The 24,826-nt window shown below is 42.3% G+C and carries 23 protein-coding genes, 1 other RNA gene and 1 other annotated feature; of the genes, 3 read left to right on the forward strand and 21 right to left on the reverse strand.

Annotation, left to right across the window (positions count from 1 at the left end; all coding sequences use genetic code 11):
• Positions 1-155: 155 nt before the first annotated feature.
• From ACFVSW_RS11170 to cymR, 13 genes are all read right to left on the reverse strand, one after another.
• Entirely contained in the window at positions 156-458 is a 303-nt protein-coding gene (locus tag ACFVSW_RS11170) for a DUF1292 domain-containing protein (protein ID WP_024029966.1), read from the reverse strand.
• Between the two features lie 12 nt (positions 459-470).
• Entirely contained in the window at positions 471-887 is a 417-nt protein-coding gene (gene ruvX, locus ACFVSW_RS11175; protein WP_387315777.1) for a Holliday junction resolvase RuvX, read from the reverse strand.
• Between the two features lie 3 nt (positions 888-890).
• Positions 891-1,154, reverse strand: coding sequence for an IreB family regulatory phosphoprotein (locus ACFVSW_RS11180; protein WP_024029968.1), 264 nt, complete (start codon positions 1,152-1,154; stop codon positions 891-893).
• 121 nt (positions 1,155-1,275) lie between these two features.
• Entirely contained in the window at positions 1,276-3,912 is a 2,637-nt protein-coding gene (alaS, locus tag ACFVSW_RS11185; protein WP_387315780.1) for an alanine--tRNA ligase, read from the reverse strand.
• Positions 3,913-4,252: 340 nt separating this feature from the next.
• The gene (locus tag ACFVSW_RS11190) at positions 4,253-5,329 is read right to left on the reverse strand and encodes an AI-2E family transporter (RefSeq protein WP_387315782.1); all 1,077 of its coding nucleotides are present in this window, start codon (positions 5,327-5,329) and stop codon (positions 4,253-4,255) included.
• Between the two features lie 93 nt (positions 5,330-5,422).
• Positions 5,423-5,557, reverse strand: a complete 135-nt coding sequence (locus ACFVSW_RS11195) for a YrzQ family protein (RefSeq protein ID WP_024029971.1) — start codon at positions 5,555-5,557, stop codon at positions 5,423-5,425.
• 57 nt (positions 5,558-5,614) lie between these two features.
• A complete protein-coding gene (locus ACFVSW_RS11200) occupies positions 5,615-5,806 on the reverse strand; it encodes a hypothetical protein (RefSeq protein ID WP_024029972.1) in 192 nt (63 codons plus the stop codon).
• 89 nt (positions 5,807-5,895) lie between these two features.
• Complete coding sequence (locus tag ACFVSW_RS11205; RefSeq protein ID WP_387315785.1) at positions 5,896-6,396, reverse strand: PRC-barrel domain-containing protein; 501 nt, start codon at positions 6,394-6,396, stop codon at positions 5,896-5,898.
• 33 nt (positions 6,397-6,429) lie between these two features.
• Positions 6,430-8,883, reverse strand: coding sequence for an SF1B family DNA helicase RecD2 (recD2, locus tag ACFVSW_RS11210; RefSeq protein WP_387315787.1), 2,454 nt, complete (start codon positions 8,881-8,883; stop codon positions 6,430-6,432).
• 34 nt (positions 8,884-8,917) lie between these two features.
• A complete protein-coding gene (locus tag ACFVSW_RS11215) occupies positions 8,918-9,571 on the reverse strand; it encodes a tetratricopeptide repeat protein (protein WP_387315789.1) in 654 nt (217 codons plus the stop codon).
• Between the two features lie 248 nt (positions 9,572-9,819).
• On the reverse strand, positions 9,820-10,938 hold the full coding sequence (gene mnmA, locus ACFVSW_RS11220; protein ID WP_387315792.1) for a tRNA 2-thiouridine(34) synthase MnmA: 1,119 nt from the start codon (positions 10,936-10,938) through the stop codon (positions 9,820-9,822).
• A 40-nt stretch (positions 10,939-10,978) separates the two neighbouring features.
• Entirely contained in the window at positions 10,979-12,121 is a 1,143-nt protein-coding gene (locus ACFVSW_RS11225; protein WP_387315795.1) for a cysteine desulfurase family protein, read from the reverse strand.
• Positions 12,122-12,166: 45 nt separating this feature from the next.
• Positions 12,167-12,586, reverse strand: a complete 420-nt coding sequence (gene cymR / locus ACFVSW_RS11230; RefSeq protein WP_387315799.1) for a cysteine metabolism transcriptional regulator CymR — start codon at positions 12,584-12,586, stop codon at positions 12,167-12,169.
• 145 nt (positions 12,587-12,731) lie between these two features.
• Here cymR and ACFVSW_RS11235 point away from each other — a divergent pair, with 145 nt between their 5' ends.
• Positions 12,732-14,003: a replication-associated recombination protein A gene (locus tag ACFVSW_RS11235; protein WP_387315802.1), complete on the forward strand. Its 1,272-nt coding sequence runs from the start codon at positions 12,732-12,734 to the stop codon at positions 14,001-14,003.
• 72 nt (positions 14,004-14,075) lie between these two features.
• Here the strand turns inward: ACFVSW_RS11235 and ACFVSW_RS11240 are convergent, their stop codons facing one another.
• Positions 14,076-15,026, reverse strand: a complete 951-nt coding sequence (locus tag ACFVSW_RS11240) for an ABC transporter permease (protein ID WP_387315804.1) — start codon at positions 15,024-15,026, stop codon at positions 14,076-14,078.
• Positions 15,019-15,945 (reverse strand): ABC transporter ATP-binding protein, encoded by a 927-nt coding sequence (locus tag ACFVSW_RS11245; RefSeq protein ID WP_387315806.1) that lies wholly within the window; start codon positions 15,943-15,945, stop codon positions 15,019-15,021. Before ACFVSW_RS11245 ends, ACFVSW_RS11240 begins: the two co-directional genes overlap by 8 nt.
• Before the next feature lie 225 nt (positions 15,946-16,170).
• Between ACFVSW_RS11245 and ACFVSW_RS11250 the strand changes: the two genes are divergently transcribed.
• Positions 16,171-17,079, forward strand: a complete 909-nt coding sequence (locus ACFVSW_RS11250) for an NERD domain-containing protein (protein ID WP_387315808.1) — start codon at positions 16,171-16,173, stop codon at positions 17,077-17,079.
• 457 nt (positions 17,080-17,536) lie between these two features.
• On the opposite strand, the gene ACFVSW_RS11255 is transcribed toward ACFVSW_RS11250, so the two are convergent.
• The 5 genes from ACFVSW_RS11255 to ACFVSW_RS11275 all read right to left on the reverse strand — a co-directional run bounded on the left by ACFVSW_RS11255 (position 17,537) and on the right by ACFVSW_RS11275 (position 22,399).
• Positions 17,537-18,304, reverse strand: coding sequence for a tRNA threonylcarbamoyladenosine dehydratase (locus tag ACFVSW_RS11255; protein WP_387315811.1), 768 nt, complete (start codon positions 18,302-18,304; stop codon positions 17,537-17,539).
• A gap of 222 nt (positions 18,305-18,526) precedes the next feature.
• Positions 18,527-18,724, reverse strand: a non-coding RNA gene (ssrS, locus tag ACFVSW_RS11260) — 6S RNA.
• Between the two features lie 67 nt (positions 18,725-18,791).
• Positions 18,792-20,561: an aspartate--tRNA ligase gene (gene aspS, locus ACFVSW_RS11265; RefSeq protein ID WP_387315813.1), complete on the reverse strand. Its 1,770-nt coding sequence runs from the start codon at positions 20,559-20,561 to the stop codon at positions 18,792-18,794.
• Positions 20,562-20,563: 2 nt separating this feature from the next.
• A complete protein-coding gene (hisS, locus tag ACFVSW_RS11270; RefSeq protein WP_387315816.1) occupies positions 20,564-21,838 on the reverse strand; it encodes a histidine--tRNA ligase in 1,275 nt (424 codons plus the stop codon).
• A gap of 82 nt (positions 21,839-21,920) precedes the next feature.
• Positions 21,921-22,162: a binding site (T-box leader), on the reverse strand.
• Between the two features lie 60 nt (positions 22,163-22,222).
• On the reverse strand, positions 22,223-22,399 hold the full coding sequence (locus tag ACFVSW_RS11275) for a hypothetical protein (RefSeq protein ID WP_024030149.1): 177 nt from the start codon (positions 22,397-22,399) through the stop codon (positions 22,223-22,225).
• 169 nt (positions 22,400-22,568) lie between these two features.
• Here ACFVSW_RS11275 and ACFVSW_RS11280 point away from each other — a divergent pair, with 169 nt between their 5' ends.
• The gene (locus ACFVSW_RS11280; RefSeq protein WP_387315819.1) at positions 22,569-24,338 is read left to right on the forward strand and encodes an N-acetylmuramoyl-L-alanine amidase family protein; all 1,770 of its coding nucleotides are present in this window, start codon (positions 22,569-22,571) and stop codon (positions 24,336-24,338) included.
• A gap of 43 nt (positions 24,339-24,381) precedes the next feature.
• On the opposite strand, the gene dtd is transcribed toward ACFVSW_RS11280, so the two are convergent.
• Complete coding sequence (dtd, locus tag ACFVSW_RS11285) at positions 24,382-24,825, reverse strand: D-aminoacyl-tRNA deacylase (RefSeq protein WP_387315821.1); 444 nt, start codon at positions 24,823-24,825, stop codon at positions 24,382-24,384.
• Position 24,826: the final 1 nt, after the last annotated feature.

A 24,826-nucleotide genomic window follows, 5' to 3' on the forward strand; every position in this document is an offset into this window, starting at 1 on the left:
TTTCGCACGTATTTTTGCAAACTTTTAATATAGTTAGCGAAATAAGACATCGTAATTATTTCAGCATATAGTGAGAAAAATGTCAATTTTACAGTGAATATGTCAAAAAATCCCCATTAAAAAACCGGCTATAAAATAGCCGGTTCGATCATCATTTATTCTTCCTCTTGCTCTTCATTGAAGGTATTGAAAACTTCTTCAACCATTTCCCATTCTTCGTCGGTTTCGATTTCCATTAATTCTCCGAAGCCGCCATCATCTGTTGGAATATAGGCATAAGTAAGAATGTCAATTTCCTCTTCTTCACTAGCTCCAACTGGATAAAAGAATACATAGGACTTTTCAAATTCGTCTGAGTCAAATGTAAACAGAATTTCAAATAACTGTTCATCGCCATTTTCATCAATAAGTGTAATATAGCGATCCTCATCATGTTCGTGTTCGTGTTTGTGGTCCATTACTTCACCTCATTAATTTTTACTGTCAAGATAGCCTTGAAGGATCATGACTGCTGCCATTTTATCAATAACCTTCTTCCGCTTTTTTCGACTAACATCTGCTTCAAGTAAAACACGTTCTGCTGCCATCGTTGTCATGCGCTCGTCCCATAAAACTGTATGGACAGCGAATTTACTTTCAATTTCAGCAGCATATTGCTGACTTGCTTCACCGCGCGGACCAATCGTCCCGTTCATGTTTTTGGGAAGGCCGATGACCACCGTGTCTGCTTGATACTCTTTTATTAATTGACCAATTTCCTCAAAACCAAACTCCTGCTTTTCTTCGTTGATTTTGAGGGTTTTAAGGCCCTGAGCTGTCCACCCAAGTTCATCACTTACGGCAATACCGACAGTCTTTGAGCCTACATCTAAACCCAATACGCGCATTCCTTAACCCTCTCGCTGCTGTTTTAAATAGGATTTGACCAATTCTTCAATAATTTCGTCCCGTTCAAGCTTACGAATAATATTGCGGGCATCCCGATGACGTGGTATATAGGCTGGGTCCCCAGATAATAGGTAGCCGACTATTTGATTAATCGGATTATAACCTTTTTCTTGCAATGCCTCATAGACTTGAAGTAGAACATCATTTACATCATGTTCAAACGGCTCTTCAGGAAAATTAAATCGCATCGTTTTGTCAAAGTTCATTTCATGCACCTCACCTTTCTAATAGGGGAGAAAATTATAATAGTTTAGCTACAGCGCCTAGGTCAAGGCGCTTCCGCTTTCTAGTATAGTTACCTACATTTTACACTACTTTGTCCTATTATCAAACCGATTTTATCCATTCCTGTACGAATTGAAGGGCATCATCCAATTTTTCCGGATCCTTACCGCCAGCCTGGGCCATGTCAGGACGACCGCCGCCACCGCCGCCACAGCGGGATGCAACCTCTTTAATCAGTTTCCCGGCATGGTAGCCTTGTTCGATTAAATCCTTCGTCACAGCCGCAATTAAATTCACTTTTCCTTCATGTGAACTGCCTAGTACAAGTACAACAGAACCTAGCTTCTTCTTCAAATCATCGGCCATATTTCGTAAGTTATTCATGTCTGCCGCTTGAACTTTGGCTGCTAACACGGTTACGCCATCAATATCTTTTGCCTTTGAAACGAGGCTGCCTGCTTCAATATTTCCAAGCTTCGCTGCGAGTGACTCATTTTCCCGCTGCAGCTGTTTCATTTCAACCATAAGACTATCAATGCGGTTCACGATATCCTTTGGATTCGATTTTAGTTTTTCAGATGCTTCCTTTAACAAGCCTACTTGGTCATGTAAGGATTTGTAAGCTGCTTCACCTGTGACCGCTTCAATCCTTCTCGTTCCGGCACCGATTCCGCTCTCAGAAACTATTTTAAATAAACCAATCACCGATGTATTCGGAACATGGCAGCCGCCGCAAAGCTCAAGGCTGTAATCGCCGACTCTGACGACGCGGACAATATCACCATATTTTTCGCCAAAAAGCGCCATTGCGCCCAATGCTTTGGCTTCAGCAATCGGTTTTAAGCTGATATCTACTTCGATGTTTCGCCAGATTTTTTCGTTTACGATTCTTTCGATTTGGTCAAGTTCTTCTGGTTTGATTTGACCAAAATGTGAAAAATCAAAACGTAGGCGATCCGGTTCCACAAGAGATCCTGCTTGGTTAACATGTTCCCCAAGTGTATCCTTTAGTGCCTGATGAAGCAAATGGGTAGCCGTATGGTTTTTGATGATCTTCACTCGATTTTCAGCGTCGACCTTTGCCGCTACCTGTTGGTTCGTTTTTATCGTGCCGCTCTTGACAACTACCTGATGGAGATTCTGACCATTCGGTGCTTTTTGGACATCCTTAACTGCAACGGTTACGCCTTCCCCTTCAATCAATCCACGGTCAGCAATTTGTCCGCCGCTCTCTGCATAAAATGGGGTCACATCCAGAATTAATTGAATCTCTTCACCTGCTTGTGTTTCATCGATTAGCTCGCCGTTTTTAATAATCGCTGCTACAGTGGAGCTTGTCTCAAGCTGATCGTAGCCAACAAATTTACTTTCCACGGTTACATCACGAAGCACACCGCCTTGAACTTGCATCGAATCGACATCATGACGTGCGGCGCGGGCACGTTCACGCTGCTGCTCCATTTCCACTTCGAAGCCTGCATGATCTACCTTCATGCCTTCTTCTTCAGCATATTCTTCGGTTAACTCCACTGGGAATCCGTAAGTATCATAAAGACGGAACACATCGGCACCCGTAATCGTGTCACTTTCTTTTTCTTTTTCCTTCTTAATGACACTTGCTAAAATCGCTAGCCCTTCATGAAGAGTTTCATGGAAACGCTCTTCTTCATTCTTAATAACCTTTTGAATGAATTCAGTTTTGTCTTTCACTTCCGGATAGAAGTCAGCCATGATTTCGCCGACAACAGGCACAAGTTCAAACATAAACGGACGATTGATATTGATCTGTTTCGCATAGCGGACAGCCCGGCGGAGCAGACGGCGCAATACATAGCCGCGCCCTTCATTTGATGGCAATGCACCGTCACCAACAGCAAAAGCAACGGTCCGGATATGGTCAGCGATGACTTTAAACGCCACATCTCGTTCCTTATCAACACCATATTTTTCGCCGGCTATTTCCTCTGTTGCCCGAATGATTGGAATAAATAAATCAGTATCAAAGTTAGTTGGCACATTTTGAACGACAGATGCCATCCGTTCTAAGCCCATGCCGGTATCAATATTTTTCTTTGGCAGCGGTGTATATGTACCATCAGGGTTATGGTTAAATTGTGAAAACACAAGGTTCCAAACTTCAAGGTAGCGCTCGTTTTCACCGCCAGGATAGAGTTCAGGATCACTTGAATCATTGCCATACTCAGGACCGCGATCATAGAAAATTTCGGTATTCGGGCCGCTTGGACCTTCACCGATATCCCAATAGTTTCCTTCAAGACGAATAATCCGTTCCTCTGGAATTCCGATTTTGTTATGCCAAATTTCATAGGCCTCATGATCCTCTGGATGAACGGTAACAGATAGAAGCTCTGGATTCCAGCCAATCCATTTTTCGTTCGTTAAAAACTCCCATGCCCATTCAATTGCTTCTTGCTTGAAATATTCGCCGATGGAAAAGTTGCCTAGCATTTCAAAGAATGTATGGTGACGAGCTGTTTTTCCGACATTCTCAATGTCATTAGTTCTGATGGACTTTTGTGCATTTGTAATTCTTGGATTCTCAGGAACAACACGGCCGTCAAAATATTTTTTTAACGTGGCGACACCGCTGTTAATCCATAATAATGACGGGTCATCATGCGGGACAAGTGATGCACTTGGCTCAATCGCGTGTCCTTTTTCTTCGTTAAAAAACTGTAAAAACATTTGGCGAATTTGTGATCCAGTTAAGTTTTTCATTTGGTTTAACCTCCTTTATTTTTAAAAAAGAATACAAAAAGGCCCTCATCCCTATAGCAGGGACGAGAGCCTCTCTCGCGGTACCACCCTGATTATGGATCCAAAAAAACGGGATCCATCTCTCAAAAATACTCTTAACGCGAGTGTACGGCAGTGATTAGCTGCACTCCGGATTAGCTTTCTGTCATCCTTCATCTAGAGCCTCTTTCAGCCAAGGAAGCTCCTCTCTTCAACGCCTTACGCGCTATAGATGGACTACAACATACTTGATCCTTCTACATGATCGATATATTCTATATGAGGAATTATAGCGAGCAGGAAAACGTTTGTCAATTTCTTATTATGGCGATTCATTTGATTTTCCATTAATGAAATGATTTTTTGCATGGATGATGGCTACTTTAAGAACGACAAGGACGGGGACTGCTACAATCAACCCCAAAATGCCTCCAATTTCGCCACCTGCTGTTAAGGCAATCATAATGATTAACGGGTGCATATGAAGACTTTTTCCAACGATATAAGGGGATAGGATATTCCCTTCTAGAAATTGCAGGCCAAAAACAATCACTACCGTAATGATGACTAGTTTGACTGACGAGGTTGCCGCAATAATGACGGCTGGCACTGCTCCAATAATCGGCCCAAAATAAGGGATTACATTCGTGGCCCCAACAATCAATCCCAACAGCAATGGATATTTTAAATGAAAAATCCAAAATAGCAAGGCGGAAATACTGCCAATTATTATACATATTAACAGCTGTCCCCTTATATAGCTGCCGAGGGATTCATCAATATCTTTGAGAAAAAGCGTCCCCTTTTTCCGCCATTTTTTTGGTGTCATATACCAGCAAGCCTGTTTAATGAGTTGAAAGTCCTTTAACATATAGAAGGCAATAAACGGGATAATCATCAGGATTAACGCCGAATTGAAAAATTTCATTAAGATATTCACGAGAATCGTTACTAGGGAGTCCAGCTTTTTTTCAAAGGTGTCGATGCCTTCATCTAATCTTGCTTGAAGACCATCTGGCCACTCCCTTGTGTGGGACTGGAGCTTTGCAATCCATTCCCGGTATTGCTCGGCAAAGATCGGTGCACTTTCAGTGAGATCCTTTAATTGGTCAATTATTGCCGGTATCCCTTTATAAAGGGCCAAGCCAATTCCGCCAAAAAAAATAACATATATGAGCATAATCGCAAGGCCGCGATGAAGCCCTTTTTCATGTAATTTTTCAACAAGCGGATGAAGCAAATAGGTAATAAATCCGCCAATGATAAACGGCAGAATAATGAGAACAGTCACTCGAAGAATCGGCATCCAGACAAAGCTAATTTTTAGAAAAAGATAAATGGCAATCAATAAAAGGAGCAAAAAACCGATTCGGTAATACCATTTCATGCGAATATCCACGTCGATGCCTCCTTTTCGTTAGTTTTAGAGACAATTGATGTAAATATTCAACAAAAAATCCCCCTCAGAACTAAGAGGGGGATTCAGGTCCATTTAAAATATCGCACGTTTTACTTTCCGTTGCATTCTTTTCATATTGCGGGGCGACATCATATTATTTCGCTGAGCAAGATTATATACTGCCATCCCTGCACCAAAAGCAATCATCGACGTCATCATTTTGTTCATCCGTCTCACCTCTTATTTTATTTGTCCAGCTTCAGCTCACGCGTCCGCTTTTCTATTCTAAAGGGTGTAACGACGCTCTTCTTCTTCAAACAAATCATCTAAGGAACTAAGTGACCCGTCCTCTTCAACTTGATGGGTGTTGATTATTCCTTCAGAAACCGAGAGCTCAATAAAACAGTTCCAGCAATAATATTGGTTGATACCAATTTTGCCGATATCCTTGCTTTGACAATTGGGACACTTAAACATGAAAGGACACCTCACGTATCATTTAGCTAGGCAGAATTTACTTGATAAATTCTGATACGCATAAATTAAACTGCGCCTCGAGCCTTACCCTAAAGGGTCTCATGGCCAGTCGGCGAGTTTTCATTTACATCTACGATAATGGCATCCTTTCCGATTGCTAAGGGCTTCTCAGATTGAATGACCTGTTTCCCTTCCGTGATATCCGAAAAGAAGCCATCCGTGATTTCGTACCCTACGATTGTGCCCACTTCTTCTTGAAAATAAACATCTTTTAACAAACCGAGCGTTTTACCGCCCTTAGAGAGCATCATCATACCGTCTAGGGAATGTTGATGGTTTAAGGTATAATCAGGTCTATCTTTTAGCTTTTCTAAATGCTCGGGCTCCTCAATCATAACTCCATCCCAGCCGAAGGAAGTCACCTTTTGAATGTCCAGAAAAAAGGATTGTTTGAAGAAAACGCCTTTTTTAATCAGTAGACCTTTCACCGTGCCACCGCTTGAGATACAGAGATCACTTATCTCACCAATTTTTGTCCCGGTTCTCGTTTCAAATACAGGCTGCCCTTTCAATAAAGAAAATGTCCGCAAAGAGTGTCCCACCTCCTGTGAACATTTATAGTTTCAGTCATTTACCATAAAATCATAAGGTGAAACGTTTTCCATTCCTACCAATGGATTTACCTGCATTAATTCTTCTTCGTAGGACATTTCTGTAGCCGGAGTTTGGTCGTCATTGGCTGCTGGTTTTTCTTCTTTCTTAGATAAGCTGTTTTCTTTACTAATGGAATTACCCTGGATGGATTCTTGCAGCTTTTGGCAAAGGGTCGTTTGCCTCGAAAGCTCATCGGCTCTTTCGACACCCATTCGCAGTGCATCCTCTTCGCCGCATAAAATTAACGATTGTTTGCTTCTTGTAATCGCCGTATAAATTAAATTTCTCCGCAGCATCCGATAATAGCTTCTTGTTATCGGAAGGATCACAATCGGGAACTCGCTTCCCTGTGATTTATGCACCGAGCAGCAGTAAGCATGAGTTATCTGAGTTAAATCCTGCTTAGTATATTCAACCTCATTGCCTTCAAAAGAAATATAGATCATGTCTTGCTTTTCGGTGTTTTCTTTTGCATAAATGATCGAGATAATTTCACCTATATCCCCGTTAAAAACATTGCTTTCCGGCTGGTTGACGAGCTGGAGCACCTTATCGCCAATGCGGTATTTCACCTCACCAAAAGCAATTTCCTTGCGTTTGCCGTCAGGGTTCGGATTGAAAATCTCCTGCAGTAAAACATTTAGCCGGTCAATCCCAGCAGGACCTCTGTACATTGGTGCCAATACTTGAATGTCCTTAGCGGAATAGCCTTTATTTTTTGCATTTTGCGCCACTTTTTCAACCACTTGTGCCACCTGCGGGGTTGAACATCTGATAAAGGAACGATCAGCTTGCTTAGCGGTAACATCAGGAGGGAGATACCCCTTTTTGATATCATGGGCCAGTTCAATAATCGATGAACCCTCTGCCTGCCGGTAAATATCTGTTAATCGAACAGTCGGAATCCGCTCAGATTGAAGTAAATCTTTTAAAACCTGACCAGGACCAACAGATGGAAGCTGATCTTCATCTCCGACCAAGATGACTTGAATATTTTCCGGCAAGGCCTTAAACAATTGATTGGCAAGCCAAATATCCAGCATTGAGGTTTCATCGACAATTAATATTTTTCCTTCTAGCGGGCTTGCATCATCGCGGTCAAACCCTTCCGTGCCGTTAAACCCAAGCAACCGGTGGATGGTTACTGCAGGAAGACCAGTCGATTCAGTCATTCTTTTGGCCGCTCTCCCCGTTGGTGCCGCAAGCAAAAACGGGAAAGGCTCATCCTTTTTCTGATAGTCCTTCAGCTCTAATGAACAACCGTGCAATTCCGCATACAGCTCAACAATCCCTTTAATGACCGTTGTTTTACCAGTTCCAGGTCCACCGGTTAAAATAAGCATCGGCGACATTAGCGCTGTCTGAATCGCTTCTTTTTGAGTTGGCGCATAATGTACATTGAGCCGCTCCTCCAAGCTTCCTAGTGCGAGGAGGAACTCGGATTCAGGAAATTGATCCTTGTATTCCGTTTGTCTTAGTATGCGTTGGATGCTCGTTACAAGTCCTTTTTCCGCGAAAAATAACGAAGGTAAATAAACGCGTTTTTCCTCACCTTTAATTTTCCCTTCTTCATCAAGCTTAATGACCTCAGTCGATATGTCGGCGTATTCAATCTGATCGCGCTTGTTTTCCTCGAGGAGAACTTTTACTTGTTCGAGTAAATCCTCGACCTGCATGAACACATGTCCTGTTTGGATGCTTTCTTTTTCTAGTATGTATAGGCATGCCGCTTTAATTCGATCTGGATGGTTACCGGATATCCCCAGCTGGTAACCGAGCTCATCTGCCCGGCCAAAACCAATCCCCTCGATATCCTCAACGAGTTGATACGGATTTTTCTGAATGGTATTTAGTGTTTCCTCTTTATATGCTTGATAAATCCGCATCGAAATTTGCGGGCCAAAACCATATTGGTTTAAGGCTACCATTACCTGCTCAAGTCCCTGATGCTCCATCAATGTATCGTAAAGCATTTTTGCCTTTTCAGGAGGAAGCTTAGGAATGGAATCCAGCAGTGATGGCTGATTGAGAATTTTGGAGATGGCGTCCTCCCCTAAGGTATCGACAATGCTTTGAGCTGTTTTCTTGCCAATTCCTTTAAACATTTCACCTGATAAATAGGCTGCAACGCCTTGTTTTGTCTGCGGCATGTCCTTTCGGAAATGATTCGTGAGAAATTGCATACCAAACTTCGGATGTTCCTTAAACTCGCCGAAAAAAATATAGGTTTCCTGTTCATGAATTTTCGGAAAATAACCGGTAACTACTGCCTCTTTGTCCTCATAGTCGTGATTGGTTTCATCGACTCTGATTCTTAATACGGTATAAAGGTTTTGTTCATTATGAAAAATCGTGACAATCGGCCGCCCTTTGACGAACTTTGCCTGTTCTTGAAATAAATCAAGTGAGTCTTGCTTTTCCATTCTGTGCTCCCTCCCTTCGGTGGCGTTTGAAAAATTAATGATTGCTTTCGATTAGTTTTTTAGCATGACCTGCAAGCAAATGGTCCGGCTGAATGTCAAGTGCCTTATTAAACATCTCAATTGCTTTTTGTCCATTTTCTTTAAAGGCATAGGAAACCCCTAAATTATAATAGGCATCCGAATGGTTTGGGTCCAGTTCAATACATTTAGTGAATTGAACCATTGATTCATCAATCAGTTCTAATTGAGCTAAACATAAACCATATTGGAAGCGCGCTTCCGCATCGGTTTCATTGAGTTCAACACTTCTTTGTAAATATGGGAGGGCAAAACGCCCCTGATTTAGCTGAACAAGAGTTAGGCCTAACATGAAAAAGTTGTCACTTGTGTTGAGCCCTTTTTTCATTGCTGTTTCAAACATATTCTTGGCTTCGTTAAAGAGGTCCTTACTGAATAATAAGTTGCCAATGCTATAATAAGCTGCCGCTGAATTTTCATCTATTTCAATTGCTTTTTGATAAAATTTGAGCGCTTTTTCGTCGTCTCCAACAGCTGAAAGCACATTGCCAAAGTTAATGTAAGCGACTGGGTCGTTCGGGTTTTCTTCAATGGCTTCATTAAAGGACTTTGCCGCCTCTTCCCAGTTGCCTTCCTGCATGTATTGTACACCTAATTGGTTTTTATCCATTATTTCAACTCCAATCCTAAGAGAAAGTATATCATATTTCATTCAAAAATTACTTATAGAGGTTGAATAGGTTCCGTTCCTGTTTTCGTTTGCAGTGATACTGGGGGATTCGCTGATTATTGGGGGGATTTGGAGGTTAGTATCCACCAAACTGAGGGGGGATTCCCCCAACTTCTCAAGCGATTCCGCCAAACCAAAATTTCACGCAAAAAAACCCCGACTCCACCACTGGAATCGGGGTCTATATATTAGCCAACGTACGTTAACCGTTCACCATTTTTAAAAACTTCGTCAATCGTACCGCCGCCTAGACATTCATCGCCATTGTAAAAAACGACGGCTTGTCCAGGTGTTATGGCACGAATAGGTTCATGGAAAATAACCTCCGCCTTCGCCCCTTCTAATAGACGAACTGTTACTTTACTGTCTTCCTGGCGGTAACGGAATTTGGCCGTACATTCAAATTCCGCCGGTTTTTCCCGATTAGAAACCCAACTCACACTGTCAGCGGTAATCGAGTCAGAATATAATTTCTCGTTGTGAAAACCTTGTCCGACATAAAGGACATTTCTTTTTAAATCCTTACCAATCGCAAACCAAGGCTCGCCCGATCCGCCAATTCCCAAACCGTGACGCTGGCCGATGGTATGATACATCAAGCCTTCATGCTTGCCCTTTACCTCGCCATCAAATGTTTCCATATTTCCTGGCTGGGCCGGAAGATATTGACCTAAGAAGTCTTTAAAATTTCGTTCTCCGATGAAGCAGATCCCGGTACTATCCTTCTTCGTCGCAGTTGCAAGCTCCGCTTCCCGTGCAATTTCCCGAACTCGAGGTTTTTCAAGATTACCGATTGGGAACATGACCTTACTTAATTGTTCCTGTGTCAATTGGTTTAAGAAATAGGTTTGGTCTTTATTTTCGTCAAGGCCGCGAAGCATTTTGTATTCCCCGTCACGAAACTCGACCTGGGCATAATGGCCAGTCGCTAAATAGTCCGCACCTAACTTTACAGCATGCTCCAAAAACGCCTTAAATTTGATTTCTTTATTGCACATCACGTCAGGATTAGGCGTCCTGCCCGCTTTATATTCATCAAGGAAATAGGTAAAGACCTTGTCCCAATATTGTTTTTCAAAATTCACCGCATAATATGGAATGCCAATTTGATTGCAAACACGAATGACATCTTCATAATCTTCGGTAGCGGTACAAACACCGTTATCGTCGGTGTCGTCCCAGTTTTTCATAAAAATGCCGATGACATCATAGCCTTGCTGTTTTAATAAAAGCGCAGCAACAGATGAATCTACCCCGCCGGACATGCCGACAACAACACGTGTATTTTTTGGATCTTTTCTTTCCATTTTTTTCACCTCTCTCTTCGCTTGAAGCTTTGTTAACCATTTATTTTTTCAAGCGCGAAACAACTCCAGCGATTTCTTCAGCTGCCTTGATGACTTCTTCCGTCGTCGTATTAAAACCAAAGCTAAACCGAATCGAATTGATTAAGCGCTCTGACTGTTTACCAAACATGGCAACAAGGACATGGGAAGGCTCAATCGAACCCGCCGTGCAAGCCGAGCCACTCGAAACAGCAATTCCAGCTAAGTCGAGATTAACGAGCATTGCTTCTACACTTGTCCCTGGAAAGCTTAAGTTTAATACATGCGGCAGGGAAAACTCAAGCGATCCGTTTACGTCAAACGCAACATTTTGTTCACCGAGCTTGTCCATTAATATTTTTTTAAATTCAATGAACCTTTCCCGCTTGGCGGCCCGTTCTTCATTCGCAATCAAAACTGCCTCATGGAATCCGGCAATCGCTGCCACATTTTCGGTTCCAGCGCGTCGTTTTCTTTCTTGATCACCGCCAAATAGACGAGGAGCCATTTTAACCGTTGACCTTGCATAGAGAAAACCCGTTCCTTTTGGACCATTAATTTTATGAGCAGAAACTGATAATAAATCAATGAAGCTATCATTAACATTAATGATTTCCATTCCATAAGCCTGTACTGCATCCGTATGAAAAATGGCAGGATGATTTTTCAAAAGTTCGCCAATCTCCGTAATCGGCTGAATCGCTCCAACTTCATTGTTTCCATACATGACAGAAACGAGAATAGTATCATCCCTTAAGGCAGTCTGAAGCTCCGAAAGTGAAATTCTCCCGGTTTCATCGACTGGGAGATAGGTCACCTCAAAGCCCATTTTTTCTAGTTTTTTGCAGGCGTGGAGCACGGCATGGTGTTCGATTTGCGTTGTAATGATATGCCTGCCATTATGTTGATAACTTTCGGCCACCCCGAATAAAGCCATATTATCAGCCTCGGTTCCACCACCAGTAAAAATGATCTCACTTTCCTTCGCCCCAATGCTTCGGGCTAAAGCCGCACGTGCTAAATCAATATGATGACGCGCCTCTCTGCCATAGGAATGGATACTAGAGGGATTTCCAAAAGTAGAGTTCATAATTTCCATCATTTTCCCAGTAACCCTAGGGTGCATCGGAGTTGTCGCGGCATGATCGAGATAAATTCGTTCCATTATTACACCTTCATTCAAAATAATTCTCTATTATTACCTTTTACATCAAATATAAAACATATAACCATCTGTCTCACTGTCATCACTATGACTAGCTAAATCCTCGAGGGTCGTGTTATCGAGGACATCTTTGATGGCATCGCGGATGCGAATCCACAGCTCGCGCTTCGCCGGCTCTTCGTCTTCAATTCCCTCAACAGGAGTGATAGGACCTTCAAGGACACGAATCACATCTCCTGCGGTAATTTTCGATGGTTCATTTGTGAGAATATAACCGCCGTACGCCCCTCTAATACTTTTGACTAATCCGGCATTCCGTAACGGAGCAATCAATTGCTCTAAATAATGTTCTGATAAATCATTAGCCTGGGCAATCGTTTTTAATGAAGTAGGTCCCTCACCATGTTTTTTAGCAAGTTCAATCATAATCGTCAGACCATAACGTCCTTTAGTAGAAATTTTCATAATACGCACCTCGATTTGTAATCTATATAAAGTAAAATTCTAAGTAAATTGATAGGCATTAGAAATTATAACACATTCTTCTTCAATATGCTTTTAGCAGTGAAAATGGTAAGATGAAAGTGAATATTTTTTTGGAGAGATGTATATGCAGCAAAAGCCTTTAGCCTATCGGATGCGTCCTAGAACGATTGAAGAAGTCGCTGGCCAGGAACATTTGGTTGGTGACGGAAAAATAATTGCCAGAATGGTAAAAGCAAAACAGCTGACATCGATGATATTATACGGACCGCCAGGGATTGGCAAAACCTCGATTGCCAGCGCAATTGCCGGCAGTACCAAATATGCCTTTCGGACGCTTAACGCCGTTACGAACAATAAAAAAGATATGGAAATTGTCGCTGCTGAGGCGAAAATGTCGGGGAAGGTCATTCTGCTTCTCGATGAAGTCCATCGTTTGGATAAAGCGAAGCAGGATTTTTTACTGCCCTACTTGGAAAACGGAATGATTGTATTAATCGGGGCAACAACGAGCAACCCCTACCATGCGATTAATCCTGCAATCCGCAGCCGCTGTCAAATTTTTGAACTAAAGCCGTTATCACCTGATGAAGTGAAACAAACCTTAGCTCGTGCCCTTGAAGATGAGGAACGGGGTTTTGGTGGATTGAAGGTTGAGGTATCTGATGAAGCTTTACTCCATTTTGCCCAAGGCTCCAATGGGGATGTCAGGAGCTCCTTAAATGCTCTCGAGCTAGCAGTACTTTCCACGGATAAAGATGAGAATGACATTATCCATATCGATGTGAAAACAGCCGAGGAATGCCTGCAAAAGAAAAGCTTGGTGGCCGATAAAGACGGGGATGGCCACTATGACGTCTTGTCTGCTTTCCAAAAATCGATTCGCGGCAGTGACGTTAATGCTGCCCTCCATTATCTTGGAAGATTAATTGAAGCTGGTGACATGCCAAGTATCAGCAGGCGCTTGATTGTAATTGCCTACGAAGACGTGGGCCTTGCTAATCCGCAGGCGGGAGCTAGGACGCTAGCCGCGATTGAAACAGCTGAAAGAATTGGCTTTCCAGAAGCACGGATACCGCTAGCCAACGCCGTGATTGAACTATGTCTTTCACCTAAGTCCAATTCTGCCGTCTTAGCCATTTCTGCAGCAATTGAGGATATTCAAAAAGGAATTGTCGGAGAAATCCCGGATCACCTCCGTGATGCCCACTATAAAGGAGCAAAAGAGCTTGGCCGAGGAATCGGCTACAAATATCCCCATGACTATGAAAACGGCTGGGTCCCGCAGCAATACTTACCAAACAAACTAAAAAACAAACAATACTACCGCCCAAAGAAAACCGGAAAATTCGAGCAGGCACTCGCCGTCGTATACGCAAAATTAACACGCTCGAAATAGTATATAAGGTGTCAGGCACCATGTGAAAATTTCACATGGTGCCTGACACCTTTTGTTAATTATTGGAATTCACTAAGCTGCGACGTCTCGTTTTTTGAAGACGTAGAAGGCTAGGAATTGGAATATGGCAAAGTAGATTAAAAGCATGGTGATGGAGAAGGTAAGGGTCATTCCTTCGACCATTGGCGTTCCTTCAAAATATTGCTTTAAATCTGTGTTCGCAAACAATAGGTATTTTGCCCAGTTAAATTTCATTGATAACAAGGCAGTAAATTGAGCACCGGTGAACAATAAAAATAATGATAAGCCGATGGCCAAGGAGCTATTTCGGAATACAGACGAAATCATGAAGGCCATTGTCACTAGCATTATCATGTCAATTGAACTTAAACCGTAATAGATTAGCAAATGGACAACAATGTTTTGCTCGGTAACTTGCCCATTATAATAATTTAAATATGGAAGGGCTTTTTCTGGCATTCCAAACAGAATGGCGCCTAGTGCAGTTGAGAAAACAAACAGAATCGCCAGCAAGAATAAGGCGTAGATTAACACCGTTAAATATTTCGATAGGAGGATTTTTGTCCTATTGATGGGCCGTATCAATAACAGTTTGATCGTTCCCCAATTAAATTCACTAGCCACAATTCCGGCAGAAACAATAATGATGAATAAACCAGCCAACATGATCAACTGCGAAGAATCTTTTACAAATGACCAAACCGTATATTTTTCCTTTGATGGAATATCATGCTGAATGCGGTATTCATTAATGGCGATTTCTTTTTTAAAAAATTCCTTTTCGATCTTTGTCCGACTTTGTGCCAACTGCTGCTTTAAAGCAGTATTTTCCTCTTGTAAAACTTGCTGCCAATTGCTATCCTGGACAAAATCTTTATCATTGTGTTGTGCCTTAATAATAATCCCCACAAGGGCAATACAAACGATAAGAATTCCAATCATTACAAAGGTTCCAGGGCGTTTAAAAATTTTCATCCATTCATTTTTGATTAGATTAACCACGGGTTGCTGCCCCCTTTTCCGCTGTCACTTCGAGGAAGCGATCTTCTAATGTTTTTGCCACTTCTTTTATCCCGAAAACCTTAATATCTTCTTGAACAAAAACTTTCACGATATTCGGAATTTCTATTTTCGGAAGCTCTACAGCTACTCCATTGTTAGAGAGGGTTGCACTAGCATGTGGATAATGTGCCCGCAAAATTGATAGCGCGGTTTCACTCGGGGCGACTTCCAGTTCATACATGACTTCGCTGCCGTTGACGAATTCCTTCATATGCTGGACATCAATTAGCCGTCCATTTTGAATAATCCCAATCCGATCACACATCATTTCCATTTCAGAAAGCAAGTGGCTGGAGACAATTACGGCCATATTTTTTTCACGTGCCAGCAGGCGGACATAATCGCGGATTTCCCTGATACCCGCGGGGTCGAGGCCGTTTGTGGGCTCGTCAAGGATGAGAACATCTGGATCATGCAACAGACATTGTGCTAAGCCTAATCGTTGGCGCATTCCAAGTGAATAAGTTTTCACTTTGTCGTTGATTCTGTCAGTTAAACCAACCAGTTCCACTGTTTCGCGGATTTTTTCCTTTGTAATCCCTTTTGACATTCTTGCATAATGAACAAGGTTTTGATATCCGCTTAAAAATTTATACATTTCCGGATTTTCAACGATGGCCCCGACATGTCTGACCGCTTCTTCAAACTGGGAATTTATGCTGGCACCACCAATGGTAATATCTCCCGATGTAATCCCCATTAAGCCGACAATCATCCGAATAGTCGTCGTTTTCCCGGCACCGTTTGGACCTAAGAAACCGAAAACCTCACCTTTATTCACTTGGAAGCTGATATCGTCTATAATCGTTCTTCCTTTTATCACTTTCGTTACATTTGTTAGTTCCACTATAGTTTCCAAACTCTCTCTCCTCTCTATGTATCCCAACTTAGTTTAACTGATTGTTGAAAAAATTTCCTAGTTTATTATAACCTTTTTCTTTTATTTTCTAAAAACGGCCGGGGATGGAATCGGGTTTAGGTCTGAAGACCGAGAATAACGTTAACAAAATATTCATTTATTTTTTAAAAATACGACAAATATTTCGATAAAATGATTTTATATCAATGTGCAAGGATGTGTACTATGACTTACAAGCCTCGTATCGAATCAACGGAATTAATAAAGTTTAGATTCTTAAATCCACGTATGACTTTATCATCAAAGGCAAAAAAGCGTTATTTAAACCTTGAAAAAGGGTATCAAGGAGAAGTGATGTTTGACCAATTAACCGAGGAACTGCAAAATGATTTGTATATTTTAAACGATTTATGCCTTGAGTATAATAACTCGGTGTTTCAAATCGATACCTTAATTATTGCTCAAGAAACGATTTATCCATTTGAGGTAAAAAACTATGAGGGCGATTATTACTACGAATCCGAGAGTTTCCATTCCATGATATCCAAAGAGGAAATAAAGAACCCCTTGGATCAATTAAAACGCAGTATATCGCTTCTTCGTCCTTTACTTAAAAAACTCGGGATTTATCTACCTATTGAAGGATTGGTGACTTTTGTAAACCCCGAATTCACCTTATATCAAGCCCCAATAAACACACCAATTATTTACCCAACTCAGCTCAATCACCTTATGAAAAAATTAAATCAGATTCCATCAAAGCTAAATTATCGCCACAAAAAGCTGGCAGACCAATTAGTCGCGATGCATCTAAGCGAATCACCATACGCCTGGAAGCCGATCTATACGTATGAAAAGCTGAAAAAAGGTATCATCTGCCCTATATGCTTTTCATTCATGCTTTCCGTTGGGGATAAGAAATTGGTGTGTGAGAAATGTGGGTGCGAGGAAAAGGTCGATACTGCTGTACTAAGGAGTGTGAAGGAGCTTATACTACTTTTTCCAGATAGGAAAATTACTACAAATGGAATTCATGAATGGTGCGGGGTGATTGGGTCTACGAAGGTGGTTAGGAGGATTTTAATGCAAAATCTTACTTCAATTGGGACTAGACAGTATAGATATTTTGAATAAAAAAATCATTCTTATCTTGATTAACACAATTCAAAATTGGATAGCTTATACCTTTATAACGCTCTATCACTAAAGTGGGGGAGCGTTTTTTTGTTAGTTGGTAATTTCTTTTACCGTTTTACCACTTTTTTCTCGTTTCGGTCAATGTAACCCCTTTTCATTTACCTTTTTTCCTACATTTTCACCGCTTCGGTCAATGTAACTCCTTTTCATTTACCTTTCTTCCCACATTTTCATCATTTCGATCAATGTAACCCCTTTTCATTTACCTTTCTTTCTCTGTTTTCACCGTTTCGGTCAATGTAACCTCTTTTCATTTACCTTTCTTCCTACATTTTCACCGCCTCGGTCAATGTAACCCCTTTTCATTTACCTTTCTTTCTCCGTTTTCACCGTTTCGGTCAATGAAAACAAAAAACCCTAAACTCAAAAAAGTTCAGGGTCTGCACACACAATATCATTTCTCATCCGAAACACGTTGTATCTTAATATCTTTAAGTAATTCCCTCACCACATAGCTCGCTAGGATCAAACCTGCAGCGGATGGGACGAAGGCATTGGAGGCTGGCGGCATTTGTGCTTTGCGAATCGCGGCATTTTCGTTGCCGACCTCTTTCTTAATATCTTCGCGAATGACAATTGGACTTTCATCAGAAAAAACAACCGGAATTCCTTTATGGATTCGTTCCTTCCGCAGCTTGGTGCGAATTACCTTCGCAATCGGATCGGTATGGGTTTTGGAGATGTCCGCAATCATAAAACGGGTTGGATCCATTTTATTGGCCGCCCCCATACTTGAAATAATTGGAATATCTCGTTTTAAACATTCTTTCATTAAATGAATTTTATAAACAATCGTATCAGAGGCGTCGACGACAAAATCCAAGTTGTAGCCAAAAATCTCCTCATACGTTTCCTCTGTGTAAAACATCTTCAGTGCAATTACTTCGCAGTCGGGATTGATATCCTTAATCCGCTCCTTCATAATGTCTACTTTCGGTCTACCGACAGTGGACAGCAAAGCAATCAGCTGTCGATTAATATTTGTGATATCAACATCATCTTTATCGATTAATACTAAACGGCCGACTCCAGAGCGGGCCAATGCTTCTGCAGCGAACGAACCAACTCCGCCTATACCTAAAACAGCGACCGTGCTGTTTTTCATAATTTCTAGTCCTTCTTTACCAATCGCAAGCTCATTACGGGAAAATTGATGCAGCATTTTATCTTCACTCCAAATTCTAATTCATGATTCATATTTCATTAATTCATAATTCATTTTTCATAAATTCATTTTCGTAATTAAAGTTATTTTTTCACCTAAAAAATATATCATACTATTCGATAAAAACAAGTATTTTTATAGGAATTATGTAGATAAAACAAAAATAAAACCTCCCGCCGCGTTCTCAGCAGTCAGGAGGTTGATTTTTTAGAAATAGAAAAGAGTCCCAATGGTGCCGTTGCTTCTAGGTCCTTAGTTTTGATCCCGCTCTCAGCAGGGGGGTGTCTTGTTTCCGGTATTGTAAGTCCCCTTACCCGTCATAGGGTGGGGCATTTACGCAATCAGAAAACTCAGACTCCCGGACAAAATAATGTTCGGTCAAAACTTCAGGTAACACAACGTACATCTCAGGACTCTTCTTTAATTGCTTTTATATTATCACATTATCTTGCTGCATTCAAGTTTTCATGAAAGCGAATTCCTGTTATTTTTTAACATTTAGTGACAAGTTTAGTTCAACTAATTGGGCCTCGGAAACTTCACCCGGTGCATTCGTTAATAAACAGCTTGCACTAGCAGTTTTCGGGAAGGCAATCGTATCACGCAAGTTGGAACTGCCGGCTAACAACATTACCAAGCGGTCAAGTCCGAGCGCGATTCCGCCATGCGGTGGAGTTCCATATTCGAACGCATTCATTAGGAAGCCGAACTGTTCCTTCGCTTCTTCCGGTGAAAAACCAAGGACACTGAACATTTTTTCCTGAATTGGACGTTCAAAAATCCGCAGTGATCCTCCGCCAAGCTCATAGCCGTTCAGGACAAGGTCATAGGCCTGGGCACGGACCTTTCCAGGGTCAGAATCCAGGTATTCAAGGTCTTCCCTAAATGGCATCGTGAACGGATGGTGGGCAGCGTAATAACGGCCTTCTTCCTCATCATACTCAAACAGCGGCCAGTCTGTCACCCAAAGGAAATGAAATAAGCTATTATCGATTAATCCCAATTCTTTTCCCAGCTTAAGTCTTAAAGCGCCAAGGGCGTCCGCAACAACACTTTTCTTATCTGCAACAAATAGGAGTAAGTCCCCTTCCGATGCCTCAAGAGTCGCTTTAAGTGCCTGTGCATCTTCAGCTGAGAAGAATTTCGCAATCGGCCCCTTCAGACCTTCTGCATCCACCTTTAACCAGGCAAGTCCTTTCGCGCCATAAACTGCCGTGAACTCGGTTAACGCATCAATATCTTTACGGGAATACTTATCTGCACAGCCTTTTACATTCAACGCTTTGACTTGGCCGCCACCGGCAACCGCACCGGCAAACACCTTAAAGCCTGAATCCTTGACGATTTCCGATACATCGACAAGCTCAAGGCCAAAACGGGTATCCGGTTTATCGGAACCAAAACGGCTCATCGCCTCATCGTAAGTCATCCGCGGGAAGGCTGCCGGCACTTCGACACCTTTTACTTCTTTCATCAACTGGGTCATCATTTTTTCCATCATGCCCATGATGTCCTCTTGGCTTAAGAAGCTTGTTTCAATATCGATTTGCGTAAATTCGGGCTGGCGGTCGGCACGCAGGTCCTCGTCACGGAAACAGCGGGCAATTTGGTAATAACGTTCAATTCCGCCGACCATCAGCAATTGTTTAAACAGCTGCGGTGATTGCGGCAGCGCGTAGAACTCACCAGGATGAACACGGCTTGGAACTAAATAATCGCGTGCACCTTCTGGCGTGCTTTTTGTCAAAATCGGTGTTTCGATATCTAAGAAGCCTTCACCGTCAAGAAAATCGCGAATTTGCTTTGTCACTTGATGACGCATTTTTAATGTTTCAAAAATGACCGGGCGGCGGAAGTCTAAATAACGATATTTGAGGCGAACATCTTCTGAAGCATCCGTATTATCAGAAATCGTAAACGGCGGCGTTTTTGCCTCATTGATAATCGTTACGGTATCCGCTTGGATTTCAATTTTACCTGTTTTTAGGTTCTCATTAACAGTTCCAGCATCTCGGGCAACGACGGTCCCAACAACATCAAGAACAAATTCACTGCGGATTTTTTCCGCTGTTTGAAGTGCTTCCTTTGATAAATCAGGATTAAAGACTACCTGAACAATTCCTGAACGGTCGCGCAAATCGATAAAAATTAAGCCGCCAAGGTCGCGTCGTTTTTGCACCCAGCCCTTTAACGTAACTTTTTCTCCAACTGCAGACTCTGGTACTTCTCCGCAAAAATAGGATCTCCCAAACATTGTTACTCCCCCTTTAATCCTTGAAAATAATGAACAAAAGAATCAAGTTCTATTTCAACTTGGTCACCCGTCGCCATATTCTTCAAATTAATTTTTTTGTTCTTAAGCTCATCTTCGCCAAGAACGGCAACATACTTGGCTTTTAGGCGGTCTGCCGCTTTAAATTGCGCCTTAAATTTTCGATCTAAGTAATCCCTTTCAGCGGAAATACCAGCCATCCGCAGCTGCTGCAGGAGTCCTACCGTATAATCCTTCGCTTCCTCCCCGAGAGCAGCCAGGTAACAATCAATCCCTTGATCCGTTTCAAGCTCGATTCCTTCTGCATTTAGCGCAGCGATAAACCGTTCAATGCTTAGGGCAAAGCCGATGCCCGGTGTTTCCGGACCGCCAATCTCTTCCGCTAAGCCGTTATAACGGCCGCCGCCGCACAAAGTGGTAATCGCCCCGAAGCCTTCCGCGTTGCTCATAATCTCAAAAGCGGTGTGGTTATAATAATCTAAGCCGCGGACTAAGTTCGCATCGACTTCAAACGGGATATCAAGCTGGGTTAAATACTGCTGTAATTTTTCAAAATAAGCTTTAGAAAAATCGTTTAAAAATTCTAAGATAGAAGGTGCTGATTCCATTAATTCATGGTCGCGATCCTGTTTACAATCCAAGATGCGCAGCGGATTTTTCTCCAAACGATTCTGGCAATCATGACAAAACTCGCCGATTCTCGGTTTGAAGTGATTCACCAGCGCATCACGGTGTGCGACGCGGCTCTCTTTATCGCCAAGACTGTTGATGATAAGCTTCAATTTCCGCAAACCCATTTCTTTATACAGATTCATCGCCAGCGAAATGACTTCTGCATCAATTGCCGGGTCGTTACTGCCGAGCGCCTCAACACCAAACTGGACAAACTGGCGGAAGCGGCCTGCCTGCGGGCGTTCGTAGCGGAACATTGGTCCCATATAATAAAGCTTTACAGGCTGGTTGGCGTAGCCGAACATTTTTTTCTCGACAAACGAGCGGACGACTGCCGCAGTGCCTTCGGGGCGAAGCGTGATACTGCGTTTCCCCCGATCTTCGAAGGTGTACATTTCTTTTTGAACAATATCAGTGCTGTCGCCAACCCCTCGTGAGAATAATTCGGTTGATTCAAAAATCGGGGTGCGAATTTCTTGATATTGATATTTTTCACAAAGTTCTCTTGCCTTTGCTTCAATCAACTGCCATTTTTCTACTTCTCCTGGCAGTATGTCCTGCGTGCCTCTTGGAATGCTGATTGACATAGCAGAAACCTCCTCTTCAAAACTGATTTATGTAAAAAATTTTTAGCAAAAAATAAAAAAACTCCCATCCCTTGTAATAAATACAAGGGACGAGAGTTTGTAGTCCCGCGGTGCCACCCTAGTTGAATAGCCTTCAAAAAAAGCTATCCCTCTTAAACAGTTAACGCCTGTTACGTCCTTCTCCTACTAGAGCCCTGAGCTTTTTCAGAGAGAAGCCTACGGAGTGTTCATTCATTAAGGCACATGCAGAAATGCTTTCAGCCCAAGGCATTTCCTCTCTTTTCATGGGTTAGCTTAATTACTATGCTCCATCAATGGTTATTTCCCTATTTGTTTTATATTTATATAATAATACGGAGCATTGTACGCAATGTCAAGAGCGTTTTACGACCTTTCTAAATGTTTTTTTAACTTTCTGACATCACCTATCGATAAACCGAATTCAGAAGCTAGCTCAAACGAGGTTGACTGCTGTTCTTGTTGAATAAAATCATGAAAATCGACGCCAAAAAGACGGCCATCCATCGATTGTATGTTCATTCCCTTTTCACTTGATCGCAAATAAATCACCCCTGTTTCCATCTTCTTTATTGTTATTATTTCCAAACAAGCGGGAAAAATTGCATCAAAGATGGGTAATTTGTTGCTTTGTTGCCCTTATTTAACATTTTAGGAATGATTTTCACTACTAATTACGCTAAAATAAAAGAAGTAGAAAAAGGAGGGTGTTATGTTTAAAAAATTCAACCTGCTGCTAGTAAGCATCATTCTTATTTTCGGAGCCTTCCTGCCGCAGGGGAAAAGTATCGCTGCAACCGGTTCTATAACCATTTCCACCGATACTGTCAACGTTCGCGGCGGTCCAGGCTTAAGCTATCCCCTTGTGAAAATAGCAAAACGGGGCGAAAAGTATTCAATTGTATCAGAAAAAGATGATTGGATTGAAATTCAATTATCTTTTGGAAAAACAGGCTGGGTCGTTAATTGGCTGGTCTCAAAAGAAAATGCGGCGACAACAGTCAGTACCGCCCAAGCTTCCGGTTCAAAAAGCACAAGCGCCGCTGCCATAACGGATCAGTTAAGGGTCCGCTCGGGACCTGGGACAAGCTTCCCGATAGTCGGTTTCTTGAATAAAGGCCAGCAAGTAACGGTACTTGACCAAAATGAAAACTGGTGTAAAATCAGCTCATCATCCACTGAGGGCTGGGTTACAAGAGATTTTTTAGAGTATAAAACTGTTAAGCAGGAAAATACTCCAGCAACGCCGCCTGCGAAGACCGTAACCAGCGGCGTGGTGATTGGTGATACCTTAAATGTCCGCAAGGAGCCATCTTCTTCAAGCACTTTAGTTGGAAAATTAACAAAAGGCACGACTGTAACCATTTATTCGAAACAAAATAATTGGCTGGAGGTCGGTTTTTCAACATTAAGAGGCTGGGTAAGTGCGGAGTTTATTGACACATCTGCCTCAAGTCAAGCGTTGGACACCGCAAAGAAACAATCGAGCGGTATGAACGGGACGGTCACTGCAGGAAGTCTAAGCGTCCGCTCAGGAGCATCATTGGATTCAGGCATCATTGGCTCTGTATCGCTGGGTCAAAGCTTTACTATTTTGGAAGAGTATAATAATTGGGCAAAAATAGAGTTTAAGTCTGGTAGTTTTGGGTGGGTTGCCGGCTGGTATCTTGAAAAGTCAGCAGCGAAAACCAATACTGGACAAGCTGTGAAGGAAAACAAGGTTACCATTCTACAAAATGGAACAAATATCCGAAAAGGGCCCAATGTTCAATCGGATGTTGTGGAGCGGGCGAACGCAGGCGATACCTTCTCAGTACAAAGTTTAGCGAATGACTGGTATGAAGTGAAACTGAAGAACGGTAAAACGGGCTTTGTTGCTGGCTGGATTGTTTCCACAAACGGCACGAATCCGCAGATTGTGAAGTCAGGAGCCGAAGGTTATCTGAAAAATAAAACCATTGTTCTCGATCCAGGGCATGGCGGCGGGGATAACGGGGCTACAGGGGCAGCCGGAACATTAGAAAAGGAGTTAACGCTTCGAACAGCTCAGCTTTTGTATGATAAATTAAGGGCTGCTGGAGCAAATGTCTATTTAACTAGAAATAATGATTCTTTCCTTCCGCTTCCATCCCGTGTAAATACTGCACGTACTTATCATGCTGATGCGTTTATCAGCCTGCATTATGACAGTAATTTAGATCGCAGTGTCCGTGGTATGACCGGCTATTATTATCATTCTTATCAAAAGTCACTTGCTGACACGCTTTACGCTTCAACTGTAGGGCAAACGAAATTGAAAAATCGCGGCGTCCGTTTTGGTGATTTCCATGTTGTTCGTGAAAATAGCCAAAAAGCTGTCCTTATGGAGCTTGGCTATTTGAGTAATCCTGAGGAAGAAATGACGCTGAAATCCAGCGGGTTTCAAGAAAGTGCTGCCTCAGGATTGTATGATGGATTAGCAAGGTATTTTAAAAGTAATTAATCTAAAAAGGCTCGGCACTTAAAATTAAAGTGCCGAGCCTTTTTTAGGCTTTACTCTCGACGATCAGCGTCACAGGACCGTCATTGGTTAATTCAACATCCATCATGGCGCCAAACCGGCCTGTTGCAACGCGAATACCTTTTTCACGCAGCAGCCGGTTAAAAGCCTCATAAAGCCCCAAAGCCTGCTCCGGTCTGGCCGCTTCGATGAAACTAGGTCTTCTCCCCTTTCGGCAATCGCCGTAAAGGGTAAATTGGGAAACGGATAGAATTTCACCGCCGACATCCAGCAATGACAAATTCATTTTTTCAGCCGCATCTTCAAAGATCCTTAGGTTAGCAATTTTATCGGCTAAGTAAGCGGCATCCTCTTCTGTGTCCTCATGGGTCACGCCGACAAGCAGGACAAGTCCTTTGGTAATTTCTCCTATTACTTCACCAGCAACCGTTACCCGTGCGGCTTTGCTGCGTTGAACAACTACTCTCATA

Source organism: Neobacillus sp. NPDC058068 (assembly GCF_042885335.1).
Lineage (GTDB): Bacteria > Bacillota > Bacilli > Bacillales > Cytobacillaceae > Neobacillus.